The sequence below is a fragment of the Legionella sp. PATHC039 genome (genome assembly GCF_026191275.1).
GTDB classification, from domain to species: Bacteria; Pseudomonadota; Gammaproteobacteria; order Legionellales; family Legionellaceae; genus Legionella; species Legionella pneumophila.
In genome coordinates this window covers 1,671,266-1,695,140 of record NZ_JAPHOP010000001.1, presented here as the reverse complement: position 1 = coordinate 1,695,140, position 23,875 = coordinate 1,671,266, and the positions used below count along the sequence as shown (strand labels likewise).

Here is a 23,875-nt window from a genome sequence, read left to right as displayed (position 1 = left end):
CTATATAGATAATTAATAAAATAACAATAATAAGGAATGAGGAATGAGAAAGGTGCTGTTTGTAGCTGCATTGATAACTTCTTCCTACGTCACTGCGGATACTCTCTATGAAGCAGTACAATATGGCATGATTGCCAACCCCGATGTATTACTAAATACTGCGAAAGGCCTGTCAGCAAAACAGGCAATTGATAAAGCCAAGGGTGGTTTATATCCCTCCATTGATGTGACTGGTGGATTTGGACGACAAAGAAGTGTTAACCCTACCTCCGCAGCGATAGATAACACTCCCAGTGTAACTTTGAATACAGTTGAATCCGCTGTGGAATTAAGGCAGCGACTGTTTGCTGGTGGAGGGATAATTAATGAGGTTAAGCGCAACCAATACCTTACTCAAGCCCAAAAATGGAAAACACAGGGTATTGCTGAAGATTTGGCATTGGAAATTACCAAAAATTATTTTGCTGTATTACTGCATGAACGTTTATATGTTTACTCCATTGAAAATCTTAAGGCACATAAAGCGGTTTTTAAGATGATAAAAGAACGGGCTACCGCTGGGATTACCAGGACGGCGGAAGTCGATCAGGCTAATGCAAGGCTGGCTCTCGCCGAGGCTAATAAAATAAGTGCATTGGCTGATTTGCAAGAGGTGAAGATCAATTATGCAAAAACAGTAGGTAAATGGCCAGAGAACCTCCAAGTGCCTCGTGTCCCAGATAGAAAAAGTTTACCTAATAATTTAGCCAGGATTATAGAAAAAGGATTGGATAATCACCCAACAGTGAAATCAAGTTACGCTGATATTAAAGAAGCAAAGGCTCAGTATGATGTTGCCAGAGCAGCCTATTACCCTGAGGTTAATCTGGTTTTGAATAGCTCAAAAAACAAGAATTTAGGTGGTTTAGTAGGTCCCAATGACTCCGACACGGTGGCTGTAAGAATGAATTACAATGCATTTCGTGGTGGTGCTGATGCCGCTCATATACGAGAAACGGCTTATCAAGTCCAGGAAGCTTATGAAACAAAAAATCGCACATTGCTGGAATTAAAAGAGACTATCAGGTTAGCCTGGAATGCTTATGTTGCCTCTGCCTTGCGCATCCAACCTTTGAAGCAACACGTTACAGCTTCGAGAAAAACACGTACGGCCTATCAAGATGAATTTAAGGTGGGTAAAAGAACACTCCTCGATTTACTTGATTCTCAAAATGAATATTATGAATCGCAAATTGAATTGGCCCGCGCGGAAAATGACGAGATACTTTCCCGCTATCGAATCCTGAATGGAATGGGTTGTTTATTAAAATATTTGAATTTGAGGTTGCCGTTAAATGTGGTTAATAATGATGTGTTCTCATCGGCTCAGACCAATATTTTATTGAACAGGAAAATGGATGAGATTCCTTATCCCAATAATACGGATAATCCTATGGTTCTCACTCATCCTGTTAAGAACATGGAGAAAACTCGTTTAACCAAGTCGATGGTAGACAAAAACACTACTTATCCTCAGCAAATAACACCTAAGTTATGGTATATCTCAGCAGGCTCTTTCAGAGATAGAAATAATGCTTTAGTTTTGGTTAAACGGTTAAATGGATTAGGCTTTACTGCCTTCATGAGCCCTTATAAAGATCTTCTGTCCGTTTTTGTAGGTCCTTATGAATACAGAGGTCATGCGGGTAATGGAATGGAAAGGCTAAAGGAATTGGCTCATGTTGAAGGAGTCCTGGTTACTTTCAAAGAGCCGCCCAAGAAGGCTTAGTGTTATAGCAAAGAGATTTCAGAATGTTCTTTTGGAATCTCTTCGTTATAGATTGGTTTTATCTATTTGGACTGGTTTGATACTTTGTCATATAACAAGTTTTTCCACTCAAGCCGCGCCTTTAATCAGTGTGGAAAAAATTCAGAAATTGGCGCAATCCTATCAGGGGGACACCCGAAAACGGTTTACCGCATGGGCGAATTTAATTGACTTGCTTAAAAAAAAGCCAGTAAAAATACAACTGGAAAAAGTCAACTCTTTCTTTAATCAATTTAATTATGAAACTGACCCAATAACTGGTGCAAGTGATGATTATTGGAAATCACCAGTAGAATTTATTGTTGATGGGGGAGGTGATTGTGAAGATTTTGCTATAATAAAATACTTTACATTAGTTGCTGTTGGTGTTCCTTCTGAGCAGTTAAGAATCACTTATGCTGCTTCTCTGACACTAAACCAAGCACATATGGTGCTGTCTTTTTACCCAACTCCTGAATCCGAACCACTAATCCTTGACAGTTTAGAAAGTAAAATTATGAAAGCCTCTGCAAGGCCTGATTTGAAACCAGTTTATAGCTTTAATGCGGAAGGTTTATGGCTTGCGAAAACAAGGGGAGAGAGCTCATTGATGGGGGATTCAAAAAGTTTGGGCAAGTGGGATGCTCTAATGAAACGTATGGAATAAAAAGGGTGATAGACCATGACATTGACTAAGAAAATGGCTGTAGGCGTGTTGATTATGTTGTTATTCGTTTTTATCGGAACTTATTTCATCACTATGAATAATGCGCGTAATTTTTTTATCCAACAACTTGAAAGTAATGCTCAAGATACTGCGACATCATTAGGCTTGTCTTTATCTCAGTCTTTAATCAATCATGATGTACCTACCATGGATTCTATGGTTAAAGCTGTTTTTGACAGAGGATATTTTTCATCAATTAAGGTAAAAGACATAAAAGGGAAAGTGATCATTTTAAAGAATCAATTGCCACAAGAAAGCGATATACCACAATGGTTTGTGAACTTGATAAAATGGCCATCGACTGAGAAGTCATCCTTAATTATGGATGGGTGGATGCAAGCAGGAGTTGTTTTAGTCGCTAGTGATCCGAGCTATGTTTACGCCTCTTTGTGGCGCAATGCTGTAGAAATGGTAAACGCTTATCTGATTTTTGCATTAGTTGCTTTGGTTCTAAGCTATTGCTTTCTAAAATATTTATTGCAACCTTTAAAACGAGTCACAGCACAGGCTTTGGCAATTTCAGAACATGAGTTTCCTGTAGAAACGAAGATTCCAAAAACCCCTGAATTGAGGCAAGTTACCTTAGCCATGAACCAAATGGTTACTAAAGTCAAATCCTTATTTCAAGACCGGTTAAAACAAACAGAGTCACTTAGAACACAGGTTTACCAAGATTCATTAACAGGGATGAGTAATCGTCGTTATTTTTTACAGCATTTGGCTCTGATCCTGGGTAATGAAGATGAATTTATACCTGGTTATGTCATGATGCTAGTCATAGACGGTCTGGATGAGTTAAATCAGAAGCAAGGGTATCAGCAAGGGGATCAATTGGTATTAACTGTAGCCAAAATATGTAAAAGCTATTGGAAGCAGTCGTCTGTTAGTACATTGGCAAGAATTAACGGGACGACCTTTGCCTTGATTAGTCATGAAAGGGATCCTTTGGTGTTTGAAAAGGAATGTAAGGAGTTTGAACAAATTTTGAGCCAAGGAATCACTGATATTAAAATTTGTAAAACATACATGGGGGCTGCGAGTTATTTTCTCCACCAACCTGTCTCCAATCTGTTGTCTATGGTAGATCAAGCAGTTAAAAAGGCTCGTGAAACCGGGGTATTTTATTGCCAGAAAGAGCATGATACTTATAAATATCCTCAGTTAATCAGCGGCGATGAAATTAGAAACTCATTGGAACAGAAAAAAATAAGTTTATATGCACAGGCAGTTACAGATGGTAAGAATTGTTTTCATAAAGAGGTCTTCGTTCGAATTCGCAACCAGGAAGGGGAGGAGTTAGGCGCTGGTTATTTTATACCAGTTGCTGAGAAATTAGGATTGGCCTATCCTATTGATCAGTATGTGCTCAATGAATTAACCGTCATGGATATTGCAACACATACTCATTTTGCCCTTAATATTTCAGAAGATACTTTAGCAAATAAAGTCAATAGCACTGGTTATTTGCGGCAATTGAAAGACACTCCTGCAGCTGTCTTGAGAAATCTCTCACTGGAAATTAATGAGGCTCACGTTTTGTCACATTTTTCAAACTCCAAGTTCTTTATCAAGCAAGCCAAAAAATTGGGGGTGACAGTTGGAATAGATCGAGTGGGTATTAAATTTTCTCCGTTGCATTATTTGAGTGATTTAAACATAGATTATTTAAAGCTGCATGGGAGTCTGGTGACAGATATTGATGAAAATGAAAGCAAGCAGTTTTTCATACATTATTTTAATGAAATGGCTAAAACGATGGATATTGCGGTGGTAGCAACTCAAGTGGAGAGCGAGGCTCAATGGCAAGCATTACAAATAGTCCATATACCTTGGGGACAGGGACGCTTTTTATCTTCTGTAGAATTAATAAAATAACGAGATGAAAAACAGATTGTTCTCAAGGCATTAAAATGAATTCGCGAATAGCCTTAAACCCGCCAGGTGCCTCTGTAAAATGGTACAAGAATAAGGTATGATAAAAAATCAAATAATTTCAATAATAATATTAATATGAACTATTTTGGCAATCTGCAAATACGTTTTTCCAAATCATTTTTATTGTTGTTGATTGTTAGTAGTTTAACAGCTTGTGTGGATTTGACGGGCGCACGAAATACTTATATCAAGAAAGAGGTGCAACCTGCAATTTCTGATGTCCCTAACAAAAAGTCCAAAGTACAAAATATGTCATCAAAAAAAGGCGAAGTCCATACTATGCTCGGCGGCCTGGGAATTTTCAGCAAGGGGATGTACACACTTCGTGATAAAGTGTCTGAAAAATACCATATCACGGCTCATAGCACTATGTGGTATAACGCTGGAGCGGTAAGTCGGTATATTATTGACCATTACTATCAAGAGAAAGATCACAAGCCAATTATTTTAGTGGGACATTCTTTAGGGGCTAATGAACAAATCAAAGTGGCTCGAAATTTGAATGCCGCAGGTGTCCCTGTTGCTTTGTTGGTGACTGTCGATGCAGTATCACAAACTATTGTGCCTCCTAATGTTAAACAAGCTTTGAATGTATATAAACCTGGTTTTGTACCGATGTTTAGCGGGTTAAAACTCAGAGCAGTCGATCCTCAATTGACAAAGATTGATAATATCAATGTTGATTCGATAAAAGGGATAAAAGTAAATCATTTTACAATTGACAAAGACGAAATTTTACAAGCCATGATAATGGATAAAGTTGATAAGGTGTTAGTTGATGGAAATAAAAAGGGTGCTTAAGGACCGTCTATCTGCTCGTGTTTGTGTTATCGGTGCTGGTCCCAGCGGTATTGCCGCCATTAAAAATTTGCAAGAACAAGGTATTACTAATGTTACTGTTTTTGAAAAAAACAATCAAATAGGTGGTAATTGGGTTTATGATGAGCAAAATGAGCATTCCAGCGTTTATGAGACGACTCATATCATCAGTTCAAAACGCTGGTCTGAGTTTGAAGACTTCCCTATGCCTGTTGATTACCCGGATTATCCCTCACACTCCCAGCTTTTAAAATATTTTCAGAGTTATGTGGAGCATTTTCATTTAGATAGATACATTCGTTTTAACACAGTGGTACAAAAGGTACATCGACTTGATGATAATACATGGCATGTTATCTATGAGGATGCCCAAGGAATTCATGAAGCGTGCTATGACTATTTGCTGGTAGCAAACGGTCATCATTGGGATCCCTTTATGCCTGTATATCCTGGAGTATTTGACGGGGAGATACTTCATTCTCACCAATATAAAAAGGCTTCAATTTTTAAAGGCAAGAGAGTACTGGTTGTTGGTGGGGGTAATTCAGCCTGTGATGTTGCTGTTGAAATCTCGCGAGTTGCTCCTGGAACTTGCATTAGCATGCGTAGGGGTTATCATATTTTCCCCAAATTTATTTTTGGTAAGCCAACGGATGTAGCGGTAGCTAAAATACAATGGATGCCATCCTGGCTAAGGCAGAAGTTCATCAGTTTGGTTATTAGAGGCTTGCAAGGCCGGTATGCCAAGTATAAATTAATGAAACCTGATTGTGGGCCATTGGAAATTCACCCTACTATTAATTCCGAACTCTTGTATTTTATTCGCCATGGCAAAATACACCCTCGTTCCGGCATATCGAGATTTGAGGGCAACACAGTTCATTTTACTGATGGAACCCAAGGGGAGTTCGATACGATCATTTTCGCTACGGGTTACCAAATCAGTTTTCCATTTTTTGATAAAAGTTGTATTGATTTTAGTAACTCTACCACCATCCCTTTATATCGAAAAATGATGCACCCCGAGTTTGAAAATTTGTATTTCATTGGCCTATGCCAACCTCAAGGTTGCATTTGGCCTTTGGCTGATTATCAATCAAAAATAGTGGCTCGCATTATTGCAGGGACTTTGAAACGACCTGATCAATTACATCGAAAAATAGCCAAAGAAATCAATAAACCCCATCATCGATTTAAATCGCACATGCGCCATGCCCTAGAGGTCGATTATCATATTTTCAGAAAGGAATTGTTAGAAATGCTAGGCCAAAAACATAAGAGACTGAGATTCTATCCCTAGATTCGTAATGAGTACATAAATGTTAAAGCATGGAAAATCATATCAGTTATAAGCCTGATTACACCTATTCTGTTTTAAAAATCGGACACAATTTACAGATTGGCTTTTGATGATTGTCGCTTTAATAAAGAACACATTAATTGTTCGACGCTGTTACGATGAGGCGTTTCCTGCAACAGGATGGCTTTGGTTCTGTCTTCACAATATCCTTTAACTTCTTTATCAGGCAATATATAAAATCTTTTTTGTTCAACTTCCCTTACTATATGTTCTGCAACTTCAATGGCGGGTCGAGAATGTGCTAACAAGTTATTTAATTGATTGTGGATTGAAGAATGGTTTAATTTACTACTACTCGCTAATAACGAGGTATCTGTAAAAGAAGGAAATACTACAGAAACATCTACAGGTTTTTTAAGGCGATTTAAATCAAAATATAATGACTCGGATAAGGCTAATACGGCATGTTTTGACATGGAATAGGCAGCCATTTGTGAGCCTGTACATAAGGCATACAGGCTTGCCATGTTGATAATATGAGAACGGAAATTCTGTTTGAATAAATAAGGCATGAATGAGCGAATCATATTAAGCATCCCATGCAAATTCACTTGCATTACCTGATTAATATCATTTTCTTGCAGTTCCCAGGCAGGAAGTAAATTGCCAATGATCCCAGCATTATTAAATATCCAGTCTACCTGGCCTAGTTGTTTACAGGAATATTCCGCAAGTCGTTCTACTTCTGATGGTTGGGTTACATCGCAGGCAAAACAAATAACATGTTCAGGAGAAAATTTGGTCATGAATGATTGGGCTTCTGTATGTAATTTGTCCTGATTCTTATCAACCATGACTATAGTTTTTCCATTACTAAGACAAACTTGACTTACGGCATGTCCAATGCCACTTGCTGCACCAGTGATAATTACTACATTCATATAAAATACCTTACAAAAGTTTAATGCCCTCTTCTTCAGGACTTACGAAAAACCCCAATCTCTTAGTTAAAAAAAGTTTTTAATTCGGTCATTTAGTTTATCTAAACTCCCTCATTAAAAACTTTTTTTGCCTTGACCTTGGGGTTTTTCGTAAGTTCTGTTCCTGTGGCGCTAGGGAGGCATTGAGGTTTCTAATGTGGATTTTATGAAAAAGTGTATCATGGGCAAGAGTATTTACCAAAATGATTGCTAAAATTGATTTTGCTATACTTTAAATAGAACTATCAGAAGGAGGCGATACTTTGAATACAACTGAAATACCAGAACAGCCAATTGAGTATCCAGAGGAGCCATCAGAGTACCCTGAACAACCTTTGGAATACCCTGATAATCCAGAGCCTCTGGAGCCTGGTTATCCCGAGTTGCCTGAGCCTGAACCGAGTCAAACTCCTGAGCCAGGTTTTGAGTAGTTTATTTAGTCAATTAGTTTCTGTAATGCTTTCCCGATGTTATCTGCCCTCATTAAACTCTCTCCAATCAAAAAGGCATTAATGCCATGGGATTGCATTAATTTTATGTCTTCACGGGTGTTGATTCCGCTTTCAGTAATAATAATTTTATCTTTAGGAACAAATTGTTTTAATTGGATACTCAGTTGAATGTCTGTTTTAAAGTTGTGTAGGCTGCGGTTATTAATGCCTATAAGAGGGGTGGGTAAGCGTAATGCTCTTTCTAACTCATCTTGCGTGTGGCTCTCAACCAAAACAGACATTTTCAGTTCTTGAGCCAGTTGGCAAAAATCCATTAATTGAACATCATCTAATAATGCGACAATCAGTAAAATGCAATCAGCGCCCAAGACAAGGCTTTCATAGATTTGATAAGAATCAATAATGAAGTCTTTACGCAATACGGGCAAAGTAGTTTTTGATTTTGCTAAAGCCAAATAATCAGGATGACCTTGAAAAAACTCAATATCCGTTAAAACGGATAAGCATCTTGCGCCATTTTGGGTATAAATCTTGGCAATTTCTGCAACATTAAAATCTTTTCGAATTAGACCTTTGCTTGGAGAAGCCTTTTTTATCTCGGCTATGACTGCAGGTGAGGTATTGGATTTTAAAGCAGTTATGAAGTCACGTATTTCCCCCGGCTGTTGTTTTGACAGAACATGTAAAGGCTTATTTTTTTTCGCAACTGCAACTTCTTCTAGTTTATGTTTGGCTATTCGTTCCAGGATACTATTCATGATTTGATTCTTTATTTAAAGTTTGGGTCAATAATCGGAGTTTGTTAAAACAAAGATTTGCCTTACCACTATCAATGGCAATTCTTGCTTCCTCTATGGCTGCATCAAACGATACGCCATCTTTGGCACAATAAATGGCTGCGGCAGAATTGAGAAGGACTGTATCTCGAGCTGGACCAGAAGCACCTGAAAGTACGGATTGAATCAAATGCAGGCTTTGCTCTGGTGAGTCGACTATGATTGCATCTAAAGAAGAATGCTTTAGACCATAATCTTCAGGAGAAATGAACCATTGCTTAAAATTTCCATCTTGGTATTCAACTACTTCACTTTTCGCTGCAATACTAATCTCATCCAGTCCATCTTGAGAGCTTATTACTAATGATCTTTCACTACCTAAGTTAGCCAGAACAGTGGCTATTGTTTTGAGCCAATTCGTTGAAAATACACCAACTACTTGTCGTTTTACCTGTGCCGGGTTAATCAGTGGACCAAGTAAATTAAATAAAGTTCTTATTCCTAATTGTTGCCTTGCAGTTCTCGCGTGTAGCATGGCGGGATGATAATGTGGCGCAAACAAGAAAGCCAATTGACACTGGTTGATGCAGTTTTGTACCTGTGAGTCAGAAAGATTGAGTATAAACCCTGCTTGTTCTAATAGATCAGCGCTACCGCTACGACTCGAAACAGAACGGTTACCATGCTTTGCAACTTTTATTCCTGCTGCAGCCACAACAAAACTACAGGCTGTCGATACGTTAAAAGTATTTCTTCCATCACCGCCAGTGCCAACTATATCTATCAGAGGATTTCCCAAATCTATTTTGTGGGCTAATTGTCTCATGACTTTAGCCGCTGCAGTAAGTTCATTGACTGTTTCACCTTTCATGCGCATTAATGCCAGAAAGGTTGCAATTTGCACATCACTAAATTCACCTGTCATACAGGCATGGATGACCTCTTGCATCTGGTCTGAGCTTAAATCTTGTCGGGATAGAAGTTGTTCAAATAGAAGTTTGGGTTTCATAGCGTAAAAAATTCTCGAGTATTTGCAAGCCAAATTGACTTAATATGGCTTCAGGATGAAATTGTAGACCAAAAAGAGGAAATTGACGATGTGATATTGCCATTATTGTATCGTCTGCCCACGCATCTATTGAAAAGCAATTAGGCAAGCTCATGATATCCACGGCTAAAGAATGATATCTCGTCGCTTGAAAGTGATTTGGTATTCCTATAAATAAGCCCTGGTAATGATGGGTGATTTCTGAGGTTTTACCATGCATGATTTCTGGTGCTGGGATGATTTTGCCTCCAAATGCCTGAGCTATGCACTGATGGCCAAGGCAAATACCCAATATCGGAATATGCTTGTGAAACTCTTTAATGACTTCTATAGAGATTCCTGATTCATCAGGAGAGTTGGGTCCCGGTGAAATGACCAGGTATTGCGGAGCTGATTGCCTGATAGTATCGATTTGAATTTCGTCATTTTTAAAAACTTCAACTTTTTGATTTAAGCTCTGGAAGTACTGTACCAGGTTGTATGTAAATGAATCGTAGTTATCAATAATTAGTAACATAAGTATAATTAAAATGTATTCTTTTAAATGAGGCTACAAAGCAAATTCTTCACCCAAATAAACTTGCCTTACTTGTTGATTGGCAAGTATCGCTTTGGGGGTTCCTTCGCAAAGAATTTTTCCCTGACTTACAATATAAGCGCGTTCGCAAATGTCTAAAGTCTCTCTCACGTTATGATCTGTAATTAAAACTCCTATACCTTTATCACACAAATGCAGGATAATTTTTTTGATATCGATTACAGAAATTGGATCAACCCCGGCAAAAGGCTCATCAAGCAAGATAAAGGATGGTTCAATTGCCAGGGCTCTTGCAATCTCAACGCGTCTTCTTTCGCCGCCCGATAAGGCCATGCCCAAGCTGTTTTCTATGTGAGAAATATGAAACTCTTGTAAGAGAAGATCCAGCTTTTCTTCACGTTTTTGATCATCTAAATCTTTTCTTAGTTCTAGAATCGCCATGATATTTTCAGCGACAGTAAGCTTTCTAAAAACGGAGGCTTCTTGCGGAAGGTAACTAATACCATGCCTTGCTCTTAGGTGCATTGCGTCTTGAGTTATGTCTGTTCCGTTAAGAATAATATGGCCTTCATCACAGGATTGCAGACCTACAATCATATAAAAACAAGTGGTTTTACCCGCCCCGTTAGGACCCAATAAACCGACACATTCACCTTGCTTAATGTGAATGCTAACACCATTCACAACCGTCCGGCCCTTAAATGATTTTTTTAATTGTTTAGCCTCTAGTAAACTCATGATTTCTTTTCAGGATAAATAATGATTGTCGTTCTTGTTTTTTCGTCACTATGTGATAAAACATGTTGTTCCTGAGTATCATAACTAATTTTTGCCGCTGAAAGAGAGTTGGGTCCTTGCTCTATGCGAGCATTCCCAATTAGTTCGATTAAATGTTTTAGCGGATAATATTTTATAGTGTCAGCATAGGCATGGAATGGGGGTTTATCAGGGGCTGTTGTAGTCCAATAATGAGCTTGCTTGTCTTTAGAGCCTTCAGCAATGGCTAAAGTGAGTTGATTTTTGGCATCTCCTTGCGTAATGGCTTTTTCTGCACGCAAATTGGTTGACCCTTGAACGAACTCCACATTTCCTATATAGACTCCCTGATGATTTTTCTGATTTAAATCGGCTGAATCAGAAACTACTTGTACCATTTTTTCCTTATCAAACGGAAGAGTATTTCCTGAAATGGAGCACAACATCAACAATAGTAGTATAATGTATTTAACCTTTAGCTGGGGCATAGCTACCTCTGGCTTTATGGAGTAATTCTACTCTTTTTTCATCCAAATAGGCATTCATTCCAGTAGACTGTATGATATTGCCTGGTTGTTCAAAGGTTACAAAAAGACTTGTTGTTGCTTTTTTTTCCTTGGGATAATAAGTAATCTCTTCAGTTTTTAAAGTGCTTTCCCTGGTGCTTTCTCCCGGATTTTGATGAACTACTACTTGCTCTATAAAAGTAATTTGTTTACCACCATCAAACGATTTTGCCCGTAATGAATTGATTTCCCACGCGGGTTGATTGTCTTGCTTAATAATAATATGGGGTTTTTTAAGCAAATGGAGATTGTTGTTAGGAATATATTCTACCTTTGGAGTGGTTAATAAGTTAATTAACACACCTTCTGAATTAAATTGCTTTACGGTAAGCTGCGAAATCGTTGTGTCAACTTCATTTGACAACGTTTTCTTATTGATAATAGCCTGATTAAAATGAGCATAATACCAACCAGATCCTGCTAAAATAAGCAAGGTCAAGAATAGCCAAATTGCTTGCTTGGTAATATTCATTGTTTTAAATAGCCTGTGATCGCCAATTCTGCTTTATTTTGTGCGTTAAGAATTAAGTCACATAATTCACGAACTGCGCCTCTACCACCAGTCCGCTCTGTTCTCCAATCAGCGAATTCCAGAACTTGTGGCACAGCATTACTGACTGCAACTCCTAAGCCCACTTGTTGTATCAAGGGTAAATCTGGCAAATCATCGCCAATATAGGCAAACTCCTCATCATTGAGTCCCAATGTTTTTTTTAGATGTTGGTAAGCGCTACGCTTATCAACTTGACCTTTATAGTAATGAGTTATCCCTAATTGCTCCATTCGATGGTCAACTACAGCATTTTGTGCTGTGGTAATGATTGCAACTTGTATCCCGGCGGCCATTAATAATTTTAATCCCATTCCATCTTGTACATGGAATGATTTCAGCTCATTGCCGTGATTATCAATGTGAAGTAAGCCATCACTGAGCACCCCGTCTACATCACAAATAAGACATTTAATTTTTTTCGCTTTTTCCAATAGTTCGTTCATTTCTATCTCTGTATTAAAAAACACCTGCTTTTAGCAAGTCATGTAAATGGAGTACCGCATAAGGTCTGTTATCATGTTCAACTACTACCAAGGATGTGATGCTATATTTTTGCATAATTGCTAAAGCTTCGGCAGCCAACATGCCTTTAGAAATAGTTCTGCAGTTTTTAGTCATGACGTCCTTGATTAGAGTAGTGTTGATATTAAATTGACGTGTCAATGTTCGACGGATATCTCCATCAGTATATACACCCACTAAATAGCCATGGTTGTCTACAACACAAGTCATTCCCAGCTTTTTATTCGTGACTTCAATTAAAGCGTCACTCACTGTTGAGTTTTCATTCGCTAAGGGAAGTTGCTCTCCTGTATGACATAAATCGTCTATTTTTAGCAACAATTTTTTGCCAAGTGCGCCTCCAGGATGGGAAAGAGCGAAGTCTTCTGCACTAAATCCCCGTGCTTGTAAAAGAGATATAGCCAATGCATCCCCCATAACCAGCGATACCGTAGTACTGGTTGTTGGAGCAAGACCCAGAGGGCAAGCTTCTTGTTTAATACTGACATCCAGATTGACATCAGCAGATTTAGCCAGAGTTGATTGTTTATTGCCGGTCAATGTAATTAAGGGGACTTCAAGCCTTTTTAATAATGGAAGCAAAGTAACTATTTCATGGGTATTGCCCGAATTGGAAATGGCGACAACTATATCCTGGCGAGTTATCATACCCAAGTCTCCATGACTTGCTTCTCCAGGATGCATAAAAAAAGCGGGGCTGCCAGTGCTGGAAAAAGTAGAGGCCAGTTTATTAGCTATATGGCCAGATTTTCCCATGCCTGTGACGACGATACGTCCTTTGCATGATAAGAGTAATTCACAAGCTTTTTCAAAATGTCCATCAATTCGTTGAGTTAGCTCAAATACAGCTTGTGCTTCAGTTTCAATAACTGCTAGTCCAAGTATGCAAAAGTTCATAGGTCATTGAGTCGTAATTTTGTTTGGTTTTCATTCTAACATAATGTATTTAAATGATGTACCCTATATTTCAGTAACTGATACCGACTAACGGCTTATAACATTATTATTTATTAAAATGACACTTAAATTGAACTTAAATAATAAAAAACGCCTTTTATTTAAATTTCCTGATTAATTTTTGAAAAATTGGTATTGTAAAAAAACGTTTAAAAAGTTTTTTTTTAATGGAAACGCAATTATTAAACACATTTTTATTTATCCAGTATATACTTCTTAATTAAAGATATAATAAAGCATTACCTGTCTTTGATAGATATCAAACTGACATCATTACCCGTTAAAATAATAAGTGGATAATAAAGCATGCCTGATAATTGGGTTGAAATAAAAAATCTATTCTTTAGCCTTGATGATCGCTGCATTTTTGATGGCATTGATATGGTAGTTAAACAAGGCAAGATTACCGCTATTATGGGACCCAGTGGTTCTGGAAAGACTACTTTACTGCGGTTAATTGGTGCGCAATTGAGGCCTGATAGTGGCCAAATTTATGTTAATGGTCAGAATATCCATCAATTATCCCGCAAATCACTTTATGAAACCAGGCGAAACATGGGATTGCTTTTTCAAAATAGTGCCTTATTTACACACCTTTCAGTATTTGAAAATGTTGCCTTTCCATTAAGAGAACATACTGAATTAAACGCGTCTATGATAAGAAATATTGTATTAATGAAGCTTGAAGCGGTTGGTTTGCGTGGAGCCGCCCATCTAATGCCCGCTCAATTATCAGGGGGAATGTGCAGGAGAGTTGCATTAGCCAGAACCATTGCTCTTGATCCTGTATTAATGATGTATGATGAGCCTTTTACCGGTCAAGATCCAATTTCCATGGGGGTGTTGGTCAGATTAATACAACGATTGAATCAATTATTGCATACCACCACTATTATCGTATCTCATGATGTTGAAGAAACTTGCTCAATTGCAGATTATATCTACTTAATATCAGGGGGTAAAATTATAGGTCAAGGTACTCCGGATGAATTAAAGCGATCTATTGAGCCTCAGATAAGACAGTTTATGCATGGAGAAGCGGATGGGGTAGTGCCTTTCCATTATCCGGCAAAACCGTATACAGAGGAGTTATTAAATGCTTGATACAATCGCGCGTCTGGGTAATCGAGGTGTACAAGCCTTACAAGGTATTGGTAGCTCAGGGCTGTTTTTATTTTCCATGTTGTTCAGAAAGCCTAATGTTTTAAGGTTATGGCCATTATTACGATATCAGCTTTATTTTATCGGTGTATTGTCGTGTTTAATTATTGTGGTTTCAGCCTTGTTTATTGGTATGGTTGTAGGACTTCAGGGGTATAATACGTTACAAAAATTTGGTGCTTCAAGTCAATTAGGTCAATTATTGGCTTTAAGCGTCGCCAGAGAATTAGGACCTGTGATTAGTGCTCTGTTGTTTGCAGGGCGTGCCGGCTCGGCCCTTACAGCTGAAATTGGTTTAATGAAGGCAACAGAGCAGTTATCCAGTATGGATATGATGGGAGTAGATCCATTAGGAAGAGTGGTTTATCCGCGTTTTGTGGCAGGATTTATAGCGTTACCGATACTTGCTTTGATTTTTTCTGCAGTAGCTATATATGGTGGTTATTTTATTGGTGTTTACTGGCTAGGCGTGGATGCAGGGAGTTTTTGGTCTAATATGCAAGCTGCTGTAAATTTTCGTATAGATATTTTAAGCGGGATTATTAAAAGCTTGGTTTTCGCATTTGTGGTTACTTGGATTTCTGTATACCAAGGTTTTGAGTGTGTGCCAACAGCTGAAGGCATCAGTCATGCTACAACTAAAACTGTAGTATACTCATCGCTTGCTGTATTAGGTCTTGATTTCTTGTTGACTGCAATGATGATTGGAGATTGGTAAATGAAAAAGCAACGTTATGTAGACATTAGTGTAGGAATATTTATGTTGCTTGGGCTGCTAGCATTATTAGTAATGGCGATGAAAGTGAGTAACATTACTGATTTTATGTCTGATAAAACTTATCGTGTCACTGCAGATTTTACTGATATCGGTGGTTTAAAAGTTCGAGCTCCAGTGACCGTTGCAGGTGTTCGTATTGGTGAGGTCAGTCGAATTGAGTTGCAGCCAGGTGAGCTCAATGCAAGAGTGACTATGACTTTGAATGGTGATAAAAAGATTCCTTATGAGGATGCTTCTGCACGAATTTTGACCGAAGGCTTGCTTGGTTCGAATTATATTAGTATCGTTCCCGGTTTTGACGAGGACGTTGACACAGAACATCCCTATTTACGTGATGGGGATGCCATTGCGAAGACTCAGGAAGCAATTATCCTTGAAAATCTTATAGGCCAATTATTATTTAATATAAAAAAATAGGTGAACCATGAGAGTTTTTAAAACAATTTTATTAGTTGTGTTGATGACCTTGTCTCAAGCAATGGTTGCTCAGACCTCTCCTATCCCTATGTTAGAACGTGCAGCTAATCAAATTATTTCTATTCTCAAAGAAAATAAAGCGCGCTTAAAAAGTAATCCTGAGATTATTTACAAAGCAGTCGAGGAGAATCTTTTACCCAACGTTGACGTTGCTGGTATGTCTCGTTCAGTCTTGGGAAGACAAGCCTGGAGTAAAGCTACTGAAGCGGAAAGGGTTGAGTTCTCAAAAGCATTTACTCGCTTGGTGATTCGTACATATTCTAGCCCATTGGCCCAATATTCCGATGAAACTGTGCAGTTTTTACCTTTACGCGGTTCTTTAAATAGTCGGTTTATTCGTGTAAATAGCGTGATTGTGCGTTCTGCAGGGCAAAATATACCATTAAGTTATAGTCTTGTGTCCAAGAATGGGAAATGGAAAATTTATGATATAAGCGTTGAAGGTGTTAGTTTGTTGCAAAGTTTTAGATCGCAATTTGCGCAGGCACTGCAACATTCCAGCATTAGTCAAGTGATTAAGGAAATGCAACAAAAACAGATTAAGAAGGCTTCCTGATCGTGGAAATTAATAACTTTAAACCCGGCGCTGAGCTTACATTCAAATCAGTGGTATCGGTACGTGACAAGCTGTATAAGGCTTTAATGGAAGATACCAGAGGGAGATTTTGCCTTGATTTAAGCGAGGTGACTCATTGCGATAGTGCTGGACTTGCTTTAATTATTGAAGCTAGAAAATTATGTAAACAAAATAATAAGGTTTTTGATGTAATAGGAATATCTCCTGAAACACAATCTCTGGCTGAATTCTGTGGAGTGAAGACTATTTTACAAAGATCTTGAAACAATTCTGAGTCAGAAATATTTATTATTCCATAGAGCTTATCCCTTTAGAGCGCTAGAATCTATCGACATTTCTACTGCCTTGGCTTTAAAGCGTTGGTTTTCTGTGTTCCGTTGCTTAATAATGGTTTTATATTTCTGCTGCGGTGCTTAAAAATCAAAGTTTTGGGTTTCAAGCCAGAGAAAAATTAACAGACTCTAGTTGTCCTCATGAATTGATAAATTCCCATGAATTTTGAGGTAATGTTGTGGTTGGTGAAACAGTCTAAATCTTTAGAGAATGATGGTGTAAACACGGATTTTTTTGATAATGATTCAGTCATGTCCATTATTTTTTGTCAATAAAAGTATAAAAAATTTGTATTTATTTTAATTAGTGAGCTAAGTTTATGTTAAGTAATGAAGAAATTGAACAAAGACTTAATGAAATTGACGATGTATTTTATGTCAAGGTAGAGGGCGATGGTTATCAATATCAGGTAACTGTAGTGACCGATATATTTCTTAAGAAGTCTAAAGTAGCAAGACAGCAATGGGTTTATGCCCAGCTTAAAGACTTTATTACCACCGGAAAGCTTCATGCTATCAGTATGAAGACATGGACAAAAGAAGAATGGGGGAAGCAAAATGGATAAATTATTGATTAATGGTGGTAAAGCATTACATGGTGAAGTGGTCATTTCGGGAGCAAAAAACGCTGCTCTTCCAATCATGGCTGCCAGTCTACTAGCCAGTGATCACGTCACAATATCTAATGTGCCTCATCTTAAAGACATCACTACCATGATGGAACTGTTAGGACAATTGGGAGCTCATTTAATTGTTGATGAAAAGATGAATGTTCAAGTTGACTCCAGTCAAGTCAATGAGTTTGTTGCTCCTTACGATCTGGTCAAAACAATGCGTGCCTCCATTTTGGTATTAGGCCCAATGCTGGCGCGCTTCGGTAAGGCAGATGTTTCTTTGCCCGGTGGATGCGCCATTGGAACAAGACCAGTTGACCTGCATTTAAAAGCATTAAGAGCCATGGGGGCAGATATTACTGTTAAAAATGGCTACATCAATGCTCGTTGCAAAAAGGGACGTCTGCAAGGTAAACGCTTGATGTTTGACACAGTTACTGTCACAGGAACCGAAAATGTGTTAATGGCAGCTGTGTTGGCAGAAGGCATTACTACGATTAAAAATGCTGCGCGCGAACCAGAAGTGGTGGACTTGGCTAACTTTCTGATTCAAATGGGAGCGAAAATTCGAGGCGCGGGTACTTCAACTATTGAAGTAGAAGGTGTGGAATCACTAAACGGTGGGACTTATTCGGTCATGTCCGATAGAATAGAAGCGGGCACTTATTTGGCAGCTGGAGCGCTTACTCGTGGTCAAGTGACTGTTAAGAAAGTACGTCCTGATACTTTATTATCTCAATTATGTAAATTCGAAGAGGCAGGCGCGGAATTAACCATTGGTGAGGATTGGGTCAGTTTAAATATGCATAACAAGCGGCCTCAGGCAGTTAATATTTCAACCGCCCCTTATCCTGCATTTGCAACGGATATGCAAGCTCAATTTATGGCAATGAATTCCGTAGCAGAAGGTTCTTCAACTATTATAGAAACTATTTTTGAAAACCGATTTATGCATGTTCAAGAGTTACAGAGAATGGGGGCTAATATCCAACTTAATGGAAATACAGCCATCGTTCATGGTGTTGAAAAATTAACTGGCGCACCGGTTATGGCTACTGATTTAAGGGCATCAGCCAGTTTAATTCTCGCGGGCCTGGTTGCTGAAGGGGAAACAGTAGTCGAGCGGATTTATCATGTTGATAGAGGTTATGAGCGAATAGAAGAAAAATTATCTCTACTGGGAGCGGACATTAAGAGAGTTTCTGACAGGTGATTACAAGAGATGAATTAAGCCTTTTTTTACTGGATTTCTTGAATTGCTCTCAATACCAGGATTATGCACCTAATGGAATTCAAGTTGAAGGCAAAGACAAGATTAAGCGTATATGTACGGCAGTCAGTGCATCAGAGGACGTGATTTCCCAAGCTATTGAACAGCAAGCTGATGCACTGTTAGTTCACCATGGTTATTTCTGGAAAGGTGAAAATCCTGTTATTTCCGGAATGAAAAGGCGAAGGCTTGCTAAGCTACTTGGCCATAACATGAATTTATTTGCCTATCATTTGCCTTTGGATTGTCATCCCGAGCTAGGGAATAATGCCAGCCTGGCGAATTTGCTGTTAATAGAGTCCCATGAGATGCATAAGGTCAACAATACTGCCAATCTCCTTTGGTCTGGAAAATTATCAAAGGCAATGAACAGCGAACAGTTTTCCAGTTTTTTAGAGCACAAACTTGGCCGGTATCCTCTACATATTGCGGGAAATGAAAAAATGATTCACTCCATAGCATGGTGCACTGGAGCAGCACAGGACTTTATAGAAGAAGCTTACCAACTTGGCGTTGATGCTTATTTAAGCGGTGAAGTTTCTGAACGAACGTTCTATCAGGCTATGGAATTGGGGATACAATATTTTTCTTGCGGTCATCATGCGACGGAACGTTTTGGCATTCAATCCCTCGGTGTTTATCTTGCAAACTATTTTGACTTGGAACATTGGTTTATAGATAGTCCTAATCCGATTTAAAAAGAATAGGACTTACGATAAATCCCAAGCTCTTTGTTAAAAAATATTTTTAATTCGGTCATTTAGTTTATCTAAACTCCCTCATTAAAAACATTTTTTGCCTCTAACTTGGGGTTTTCGTTAGTCCTGAAGAATAGATCAGTATGAAACTGATGAAGTAAGCATTGACTAGCAAGAAGTGAGGCTATTCTTGCATTTTGCCATCGACAATGTGAATCACTCTGTCCGCTGTAGCAGCAAAATTCATATCGTGTGTTACGATGATAACCGATCTTCTGTATTCATGAGCAAGTTCTTTTAGTATATTTTGCACATTGGTACTTGAAACGGTATCAAGATTTCCAGTTGGCTCGTCTGCCAAGAGCAATATGGGATCATTGGCCAGAGCTCGTGCAATAGCGACGCGCTGGCTTTGCCCTCCTGACAGCTGTTTAGGCAGTTTTGATAATTGCTCTTCTAACCCTAGGCTGGTTAAAAGCTTGGTAGCTCGGTTTTTCATTTCCCCCAGACTTAGTTTGCCTAGACGTTGCATAGGCAACATCACATTCTCCAGGGCTGTAAACTCAGGTAATAGAAAATGGAATTGAAAGACATAACCAATTTGAGTCAAGCGCAACCAGGCCATTTTTTCTTCCTCATAAGTTGAAACATCTTCATTATTCAGCAAAATTGTTCCTTGAGAGGGTCTATCAAGCAAGCCTAGCAAATAAAGCAATGACGATTTGCCAGAACCTGAGGGGCCAGAAATTACTAAGAATTCACCTTCTCTGACTTCGAGATTTATGTCCTTGACTAAAGTGACGGGAACTTCACCTGACAGTTGACGCGAAAGCTCTTTTGTTTTTATGACAATCTTGTTCACATTACCCCTCCTCGCAGGATATCAACAGGATGAACAAGTGCTGCCTTATGAGCAGGAAGAACGGCGGCTATTATTGAGGCGGACATCGCAAAAGCTGTGGCGATGACAAATTGTAAATAACTCCAATCGAGTGGCATATTAATCAATTCAGAGCTTCCTGGCGGCTTGAATTGGACTTGCATGAGACTGAACATCAGTCCACTTCCCAAAGGCAGTCCTAACAAACATCCAACTAGTCCTAGAAGAAAACCTTCTATGATAAAAATAAATTGAATATCATGTTTTTGGAAACCGATTGATTTAAGTATGGCAATGTCTCTGTGTTTTTCCATTACTACAGTTGAAATAACATTATAAATTCCAAATGCAGCGACAATTAAAACAGCGCTAACCACGCTATACATAATGATATTTCGAATGACTAGTGTATTGAGCAAATCTTCCGATTTTTCCTGCCAGGAAATAGTTTTATAGCCTATCTGTTTTTCAATTTGAGCGGCAATGTCATAGGCCTGATAGGGGTTAGGCAGTTTTATAATGATGTTATTGGAGCGGTTGGGTCGGTTTAATAATGCTTGAGCGCGTTTAATACTAATAAACGCTTGATTGGTATCAAAATCTGAACGGCCAGTGCGAAATACGCCAAGAATTTTGAAAGTGCGTATTTGACCATTGGGCGCTGTCACAGTAATGTTATCATCTTTTGTCAGGGATAGTTTACGCAAGAGCTCGCTTCCCAAGACAATACCATCGGGATTGACTATGAGATCATCAATCGAACCTGAAGTCATATAATTTTCGATAGTAGAAACTTTTTTTATCTCTTCAGGGATCATACCATTCAGAGTGACCGAATAATCTTTCCCTGCATAACTAATTAAGGCTTGTCCAATTAGAACAGGAGAAATAACAATTCCCGGGATGGTAAGCGATAAATTATTTATTGTTTGTTCATACCCTCTAATCCCTCGAGGTTCTGTTAATGGTTTAACACTGCGAATTTCAATAGCGCCATGTGTGTGCAGCTGTTGAATGGGTTGTATACGAGGGTTTCGATATTCATCTATGATCGTGATATGCGGTGAATTATCCACCAAGCGTTTGATGAAATCTTTTTCAGACCCCTGCATCAGTGAAGAAATTGTTAAAAAGAAGGCTACCCCCAATACAATTCCCATCAAAGAAACCAGGCTTTGTCGTTTGCGTGCAAGCAAATGTTTTAAAGCGATCTTTAAAAATAGCTTCATTATTCTTCCTGTTTTACAATAATAAAACGCACTTTTTGCCCATTTTTTAGCTTATTATCAGGTTGTAAGATAACCAGGTCATTAATATTGACACCTTTTAAAATCTCGGCTTGTTTTAATCCTCTTGCGCCAATAGTCACTGTATTTTGAGAGAGCTTCCCATCATCCTGTACAATCCAGACTTTGTTTTCAGAAATACTACTTACAGGAAGCAATAAGGCATTTTTCTTTTCATGGACAATAATATTGGTTTCAGCTGTCATACCAATCAATAAAGGATTATTTTCTGAAAAACTAATGCGAACTCTGTAACTTCTGGCTATTGGATCGCCTTTAGGGGTGATGCTTTTGACACGGCCATAAAAGATTTGATTTGGAAAAGCATCCGATCTGATCAATACTTTTTGCCCAACTCTGACCAATATAATATCTTCTTCATCGACTTCAGCGGAAACTCTTAGGGGAGCACAGCAAGAAAGCCAAAATACAGGTTGATTTGCTGGGATTAGTTGTCCAACTTCACCGTCACGTTTAATGATACGGCCATCTGCAGGGGCTATCAGTTGTAAATAACTGATTTGAGCTTCTATTCTGCGTACTGCGGCACTGGCTGCTTGCCATTCGGACAAGGTGCGATCATACTCATCTTTGGAGATGACTCCTTTTTTAACTAATTGAGCATTCCGCTCGTATCTTATTTTTGCTAATGTTTCATGTTCTTTCAGCTCTTTTAAGTTATGTTGCAGGTGTTCATCTTCCAGGCTGGCTAATATCTGTCCCTTTACTACTTCCGAGCCTTCATCTGCATTCAACTTGACAAGGCGGGCTGTGTTTTGTGAGGCAATTGGCATCATGACGGTTGGTTCGACTGTTCCTGTGGCATAGACAGCTTGAACTGCTGTTCCATAAACAGGATGCACAACCTTGACAGTCCCAATTATCCATAAGTGGCGAATGAACCATATTATTGCAATTAAGGCTAAGCCTGACACTATAAAAGTTAAATATTTTTTCATAAACGACTAGCCTTTGATATGGGCTTTTAAAGTGATGATTGAAAAGCTTGTTTCATTAGAATTTGCTTAAGCCCCTATGCTCTTTGTTACAAAGTGTTTTTAATTCTGTCATTCAATTTGGCCAAACTTTCTTATTAAAAACATTTGTTGCCTTGATTCCAGGGGATAAGTTCTGTTCATATGTTATTTATAACATTGTTTATAGCCTTTGAAAAATTATCTTGATATAGTTGTTTTGTCTTTGGTCAGCTTTTAAATCATAGCCATATCTAGAAAATGCAATAAGACAAAAGTTCATTACAGTACGAGTAAAAGAAGAATAAATCTCTCTTGTGCCTCCCAGTCATCCTAAGCTAACATGTGCTAATACTTGGTAATGGATTGTTATAATGAGCAATTTTAGAAATTTCCTGGTTTTTATACTTATATTTTTTTCTTTTTGCGGTCAGTTAACAGCTTCAAGTAAGCAGAATTTGGCATTTAGAAATTTTTGGCATCCTACTTATTTAGGGCAACGACTTGATTACTGTACTTTAGATGGGAAAGAGTGCGGAAAGGAGGTGGCGAATCGTTATTGTCAAATGCTGGGTTATGATTACTCCACTCAAAATGTCATTGCCTATAACGTCGGTTTAACTAATTACTTGGGTAGCAAGGCTCAATGCAAAGGATGGCGTTGTAATGGTTTTATGACAATAGCTTGTGCTATTGGTTTATCACATACTCCTCCCAAACCTTACCATTATCGAGAGAAAAAATTTGCCGTACCCCGTTATAATGATTACCGAGTGGATTGGTGTATGGAGCGCAATAAAGGCTGTGGTAAACAAGCCGCCAATTCGTTCTGTAATCGTATGGGATATATGCAAGCCAAGGATTTCGTGAAGCAGGCTCAAGTGAGTGCTACGAAGACCATAGGAAGTCAGGAATTATGTTTTGGTAATCAATGTAATGCGTTTAAGATGATTATTTGTTACAGATAAATCAAATATTTAGTCTGGTGATGACTATGTTTTTTTAATTAACATCCGGACAGGTTAGTATTTTTTAATTATAGCGATACGGCCTAATTTGATAGATTTTATGACGGTTAAAATAAATTGTGACAATTATTTGACAGTTATTCAT

General features: G+C 38.4%; 27 protein-coding genes. 15 read left to right on the top strand and 12 right to left on the bottom strand.

Going from position 1 to position 23,875, the window contains the following annotated elements; genetic code table 11:
- Positions 1 to 43: 43 nt before the first annotated feature.
- The 5 genes from OQI99_RS07690 to OQI99_RS07670 all read left to right on the top strand — a co-directional run bounded on the left by OQI99_RS07690 (position 44) and on the right by OQI99_RS07670 (position 6,567).
- Complete coding sequence (locus tag OQI99_RS07690; protein ID WP_265731641.1) at positions 44 to 1,768, top strand: TolC family outer membrane protein; 1,725 nt, start codon at positions 44 to 46, stop codon at positions 1,766 to 1,768.
- The gene (locus OQI99_RS07685) at positions 1,719 to 2,453 is read left to right on the top strand and encodes a transglutaminase-like cysteine peptidase (RefSeq protein WP_265731640.1); all 735 of its coding nucleotides are present in this window, start codon (positions 1,719 to 1,721) and stop codon (positions 2,451 to 2,453) included. The genes OQI99_RS07690 and OQI99_RS07685 overlap by 50 nt, the downstream gene beginning before the upstream one ends.
- A gap of 15 nt (positions 2,454 to 2,468) precedes the next feature.
- A complete protein-coding gene (locus OQI99_RS07680; protein WP_265731639.1) occupies positions 2,469 to 4,388 on the top strand; it encodes a LapD/MoxY N-terminal periplasmic domain-containing protein in 1,920 nt (639 codons plus the stop codon).
- 135 nt (positions 4,389 to 4,523) lie between these two features.
- A complete protein-coding gene (locus tag OQI99_RS07675) occupies positions 4,524 to 5,249 on the top strand; it encodes a thioesterase domain-containing protein (RefSeq protein ID WP_061512886.1) in 726 nt (241 codons plus the stop codon).
- Positions 5,227 to 6,567: a flavin-containing monooxygenase gene (locus OQI99_RS07670; RefSeq protein ID WP_265731638.1), complete on the top strand. Its 1,341-nt coding sequence runs from the start codon at positions 5,227 to 5,229 to the stop codon at positions 6,565 to 6,567. Before OQI99_RS07675 ends, OQI99_RS07670 begins: the two co-directional genes overlap by 23 nt.
- A 92-nt stretch (positions 6,568 to 6,659) precedes the next feature.
- On the opposite strand, the gene OQI99_RS07665 is transcribed toward OQI99_RS07670, so the two are convergent.
- Positions 6,660 to 7,508, bottom strand: a complete 849-nt coding sequence (locus OQI99_RS07665; protein WP_265731637.1) for an SDR family NAD(P)-dependent oxidoreductase — start codon at positions 7,506 to 7,508, stop codon at positions 6,660 to 6,662.
- A gap of 302 nt (positions 7,509 to 7,810) precedes the next feature.
- Here OQI99_RS07665 and OQI99_RS07660 point away from each other — a divergent pair, with 302 nt between their 5' ends.
- Positions 7,811 to 7,978 carry a hypothetical protein gene (locus OQI99_RS07660; RefSeq protein WP_011945949.1) on the top strand — a complete coding sequence of 56 codons (168 nt, stop codon included), beginning with the start codon at positions 7,811 to 7,813 and terminating at the stop codon, positions 7,976 to 7,978.
- 5 nt (positions 7,979 to 7,983) lie between these two features.
- Here the strand turns inward: OQI99_RS07660 and trpC are convergent, their stop codons facing one another.
- Genes trpC through OQI99_RS07620 form a run of 8 tightly spaced genes read right to left on the bottom strand, consistent with a single transcriptional unit; the run spans position 7,984 to position 13,655 of the window.
- The gene (trpC, locus tag OQI99_RS07655; protein ID WP_061512889.1) at positions 7,984 to 8,757 is read right to left on the bottom strand and encodes an indole-3-glycerol phosphate synthase TrpC; all 774 of its coding nucleotides are present in this window, start codon (positions 8,755 to 8,757) and stop codon (positions 7,984 to 7,986) included.
- On the bottom strand, positions 8,750 to 9,784 hold the full coding sequence (gene trpD / locus OQI99_RS07650; protein WP_061512890.1) for an anthranilate phosphoribosyltransferase: 1,035 nt from the start codon (positions 9,782 to 9,784) through the stop codon (positions 8,750 to 8,752). The genes trpC and trpD overlap by 8 nt, the downstream gene beginning before the upstream one ends.
- The gene (locus OQI99_RS07645) at positions 9,762 to 10,340 is read right to left on the bottom strand and encodes an anthranilate synthase component II (RefSeq protein WP_061512891.1); all 579 of its coding nucleotides are present in this window, start codon (positions 10,338 to 10,340) and stop codon (positions 9,762 to 9,764) included. The genes trpD and OQI99_RS07645 overlap by 23 nt, the downstream gene beginning before the upstream one ends.
- Positions 10,341 to 10,373: 33 nt before the next feature.
- Positions 10,374 to 11,099 (bottom strand): LPS export ABC transporter ATP-binding protein, encoded by a 726-nt coding sequence (gene lptB / locus OQI99_RS07640; RefSeq protein ID WP_010946572.1) that lies wholly within the window; start codon positions 11,097 to 11,099, stop codon positions 10,374 to 10,376.
- Complete coding sequence (gene lptA, locus OQI99_RS07635) at positions 11,096 to 11,605, bottom strand: lipopolysaccharide transport periplasmic protein LptA (protein ID WP_061512892.1); 510 nt, start codon at positions 11,603 to 11,605, stop codon at positions 11,096 to 11,098. Before lptA ends, lptB begins: the two co-directional genes overlap by 4 nt.
- Positions 11,586 to 12,155, bottom strand: coding sequence for an LPS export ABC transporter periplasmic protein LptC (lptC, locus tag OQI99_RS07630; RefSeq protein ID WP_265731636.1), 570 nt, complete (start codon positions 12,153 to 12,155; stop codon positions 11,586 to 11,588). The genes lptA and lptC overlap by 20 nt, the downstream gene beginning before the upstream one ends.
- Complete coding sequence (gene kdsC, locus OQI99_RS07625) at positions 12,152 to 12,679, bottom strand: 3-deoxy-manno-octulosonate-8-phosphatase KdsC (protein WP_011945955.1); 528 nt, start codon at positions 12,677 to 12,679, stop codon at positions 12,152 to 12,154. Before kdsC ends, lptC begins: the two co-directional genes overlap by 4 nt.
- 13 nt (positions 12,680 to 12,692) lie before the next feature.
- The gene (locus OQI99_RS07620) at positions 12,693 to 13,655 is read right to left on the bottom strand and encodes a KpsF/GutQ family sugar-phosphate isomerase (RefSeq protein ID WP_265731635.1); all 963 of its coding nucleotides are present in this window, start codon (positions 13,653 to 13,655) and stop codon (positions 12,693 to 12,695) included.
- A gap of 366 nt (positions 13,656 to 14,021) precedes the next feature.
- On the opposite strand from OQI99_RS07620, the gene OQI99_RS07615 reads away from it, so the two are divergent.
- The 8 genes from OQI99_RS07615 (at position 14,022) to OQI99_RS07580 (ending at position 19,622) form a co-directional block, all read left to right on the top strand.
- Positions 14,022 to 14,819: an ABC transporter ATP-binding protein gene (locus OQI99_RS07615; protein WP_061512895.1), complete on the top strand. Its 798-nt coding sequence runs from the start codon at positions 14,022 to 14,024 to the stop codon at positions 14,817 to 14,819.
- Positions 14,812 to 15,594, top strand: a complete 783-nt coding sequence (gene mlaE / locus OQI99_RS07610; RefSeq protein WP_010946578.1) for a lipid asymmetry maintenance ABC transporter permease subunit MlaE — start codon at positions 14,812 to 14,814, stop codon at positions 15,592 to 15,594. Before OQI99_RS07615 ends, mlaE begins: the two co-directional genes overlap by 8 nt.
- Positions 15,595 to 16,071, top strand: coding sequence for an outer membrane lipid asymmetry maintenance protein MlaD (gene mlaD, locus OQI99_RS07605; protein ID WP_265731634.1), 477 nt, complete (start codon positions 15,595 to 15,597; stop codon positions 16,069 to 16,071).
- 7 nt (positions 16,072 to 16,078) lie between these two features.
- Complete coding sequence (locus tag OQI99_RS07600; RefSeq protein WP_010946580.1) at positions 16,079 to 16,687, top strand: MlaC/ttg2D family ABC transporter substrate-binding protein; 609 nt, start codon at positions 16,079 to 16,081, stop codon at positions 16,685 to 16,687.
- Positions 16,688 to 16,689: 2 nt separating this feature from the next.
- Positions 16,690 to 16,971 carry an STAS domain-containing protein gene (locus OQI99_RS07595; protein ID WP_010946581.1) on the top strand — a complete coding sequence of 94 codons (282 nt, stop codon included), beginning with the start codon at positions 16,690 to 16,692 and terminating at the stop codon, positions 16,969 to 16,971.
- Positions 16,972 to 17,360: 389 nt separating this feature from the next.
- Entirely contained in the window at positions 17,361 to 17,606 is a 246-nt protein-coding gene (locus OQI99_RS07590; protein ID WP_265731633.1) for a BolA family protein, read from the top strand.
- Positions 17,599 to 18,867, top strand: coding sequence for a UDP-N-acetylglucosamine 1-carboxyvinyltransferase (murA, locus tag OQI99_RS07585; protein ID WP_014326812.1), 1,269 nt, complete (start codon positions 17,599 to 17,601; stop codon positions 18,865 to 18,867). The genes OQI99_RS07590 and murA overlap by 8 nt, the downstream gene beginning before the upstream one ends.
- Entirely contained in the window at positions 18,864 to 19,622 is a 759-nt protein-coding gene (locus OQI99_RS07580; protein ID WP_265731632.1) for a Nif3-like dinuclear metal center hexameric protein, read from the top strand. Before murA ends, OQI99_RS07580 begins: the two co-directional genes overlap by 4 nt.
- A 184-nt stretch (positions 19,623 to 19,806) precedes the next feature.
- On the opposite strand, the gene OQI99_RS07575 is transcribed toward OQI99_RS07580, so the two are convergent.
- From OQI99_RS07575 to OQI99_RS07565, 3 genes are read right to left on the bottom strand one after another with little or no spacing between them, the layout of a single operon-like run.
- Positions 19,807 to 20,484 carry an ABC transporter ATP-binding protein gene (locus OQI99_RS07575; protein ID WP_061512899.1) on the bottom strand — a complete coding sequence of 226 codons (678 nt, stop codon included), beginning with the start codon at positions 20,482 to 20,484 and terminating at the stop codon, positions 19,807 to 19,809.
- Entirely contained in the window at positions 20,481 to 21,731 is a 1,251-nt protein-coding gene (locus OQI99_RS07570; protein ID WP_265731631.1) for an ABC transporter permease, read from the bottom strand. Before OQI99_RS07570 ends, OQI99_RS07575 begins: the two co-directional genes overlap by 4 nt.
- Positions 21,731 to 22,747: an efflux RND transporter periplasmic adaptor subunit gene (locus OQI99_RS07565; RefSeq protein ID WP_265731630.1), complete on the bottom strand. Its 1,017-nt coding sequence runs from the start codon at positions 22,745 to 22,747 to the stop codon at positions 21,731 to 21,733. The genes OQI99_RS07570 and OQI99_RS07565 overlap by 1 nt, the downstream gene beginning before the upstream one ends.
- Before the next feature lie 389 nt (positions 22,748 to 23,136).
- Here OQI99_RS07565 and OQI99_RS07560 point away from each other — a divergent pair, with 389 nt between their 5' ends.
- On the top strand, positions 23,137 to 23,730 hold the full coding sequence (locus tag OQI99_RS07560; RefSeq protein WP_061481542.1) for a hypothetical protein: 594 nt from the start codon (positions 23,137 to 23,139) through the stop codon (positions 23,728 to 23,730).
- Positions 23,731 to 23,875: the final 145 nt, after the last annotated feature.

What these genes read in the sequence shown, in the direction of transcription:
- OQI99_RS07600 (WP_010946580.1), top strand. Translation starts at nt 16,079, where the DNA reads ATGAGAGTTTTTAAAACAATTTTATTAGTTGTGTTGATGACCTTGTCT.
- lptA (WP_061512892.1), bottom strand. Translation starts at nt 11,605, where the DNA reads ATGCCCCAGCTAAAGGTTAAATACATTATACTACTATTGTTGATGTTG.
- OQI99_RS07665 (WP_265731637.1), bottom strand. Translation starts at nt 7,508, where the DNA reads ATGAATGTAGTAATTATCACTGGTGCAGCAAGTGGCATTGGACATGCC.
- OQI99_RS07685 (WP_265731640.1), top strand. Translation starts at nt 1,719, where the DNA reads ATGTTGAAGGAGTCCTGGTTACTTTCAAAGAGCCGCCCAAGAAGGCTT.
- trpD (WP_061512890.1), bottom strand. Translation starts at nt 9,784, where the DNA reads ATGAAACCCAAACTTCTATTTGAACAACTTCTATCCCGACAAGATTTA.
- OQI99_RS07680 (WP_265731639.1), top strand. Translation starts at nt 2,469, where the DNA reads ATGACATTGACTAAGAAAATGGCTGTAGGCGTGTTGATTATGTTGTTA.
- OQI99_RS07565 (WP_265731630.1), bottom strand. Translation starts at nt 22,747, where the DNA reads ATGAAAAAATATTTAACTTTTATAGTGTCAGGCTTAGCCTTAATTGCA.
- OQI99_RS07645 (WP_061512891.1), bottom strand. Translation starts at nt 10,340, where the DNA reads ATGTTACTAATTATTGATAACTACGATTCATTTACATACAACCTGGTA.
- OQI99_RS07615 (WP_061512895.1), top strand. Translation starts at nt 14,022, where the DNA reads ATGCCTGATAATTGGGTTGAAATAAAAAATCTATTCTTTAGCCTTGAT.
- OQI99_RS07560 (WP_061481542.1), top strand. Translation starts at nt 23,137, where the DNA reads ATGAGCAATTTTAGAAATTTCCTGGTTTTTATACTTATATTTTTTTCT.
- lptC (WP_265731636.1), bottom strand. Translation starts at nt 12,155, where the DNA reads ATGAATATTACCAAGCAAGCAATTTGGCTATTCTTGACCTTGCTTATT.
- murA (WP_014326812.1), top strand. Translation starts at nt 17,599, where the DNA reads ATGGATAAATTATTGATTAATGGTGGTAAAGCATTACATGGTGAAGTG.
- OQI99_RS07570 (WP_265731631.1), bottom strand. Translation starts at nt 21,731, where the DNA reads ATGAAGCTATTTTTAAAGATCGCTTTAAAACATTTGCTTGCACGCAAA.
- OQI99_RS07670 (WP_265731638.1), top strand. Translation starts at nt 5,227, where the DNA reads ATGGAAATAAAAAGGGTGCTTAAGGACCGTCTATCTGCTCGTGTTTGT.
- OQI99_RS07690 (WP_265731641.1), top strand. Translation starts at nt 44, where the DNA reads ATGAGAAAGGTGCTGTTTGTAGCTGCATTGATAACTTCTTCCTACGTC.
- OQI99_RS07675 (WP_061512886.1), top strand. Translation starts at nt 4,524, where the DNA reads ATGAACTATTTTGGCAATCTGCAAATACGTTTTTCCAAATCATTTTTA.
- trpC (WP_061512889.1), bottom strand. Translation starts at nt 8,757, where the DNA reads ATGAATAGTATCCTGGAACGAATAGCCAAACATAAACTAGAAGAAGTT.
- mlaD (WP_265731634.1), top strand. Translation starts at nt 15,595, where the DNA reads ATGAAAAAGCAACGTTATGTAGACATTAGTGTAGGAATATTTATGTTG.
- OQI99_RS07620 (WP_265731635.1), bottom strand. Translation starts at nt 13,655, where the DNA reads ATGAACTTTTGCATACTTGGACTAGCAGTTATTGAAACTGAAGCACAA.
- OQI99_RS07590 (WP_265731633.1), top strand. Translation starts at nt 17,361, where the DNA reads ATGTTAAGTAATGAAGAAATTGAACAAAGACTTAATGAAATTGACGAT.
- mlaE (WP_010946578.1), top strand. Translation starts at nt 14,812, where the DNA reads ATGCTTGATACAATCGCGCGTCTGGGTAATCGAGGTGTACAAGCCTTA.
- lptB (WP_010946572.1), bottom strand. Translation starts at nt 11,099, where the DNA reads ATGAGTTTACTAGAGGCTAAACAATTAAAAAAATCATTTAAGGGCCGG.
- kdsC (WP_011945955.1), bottom strand. Translation starts at nt 12,679, where the DNA reads ATGAACGAACTATTGGAAAAAGCGAAAAAAATTAAATGTCTTATTTGT.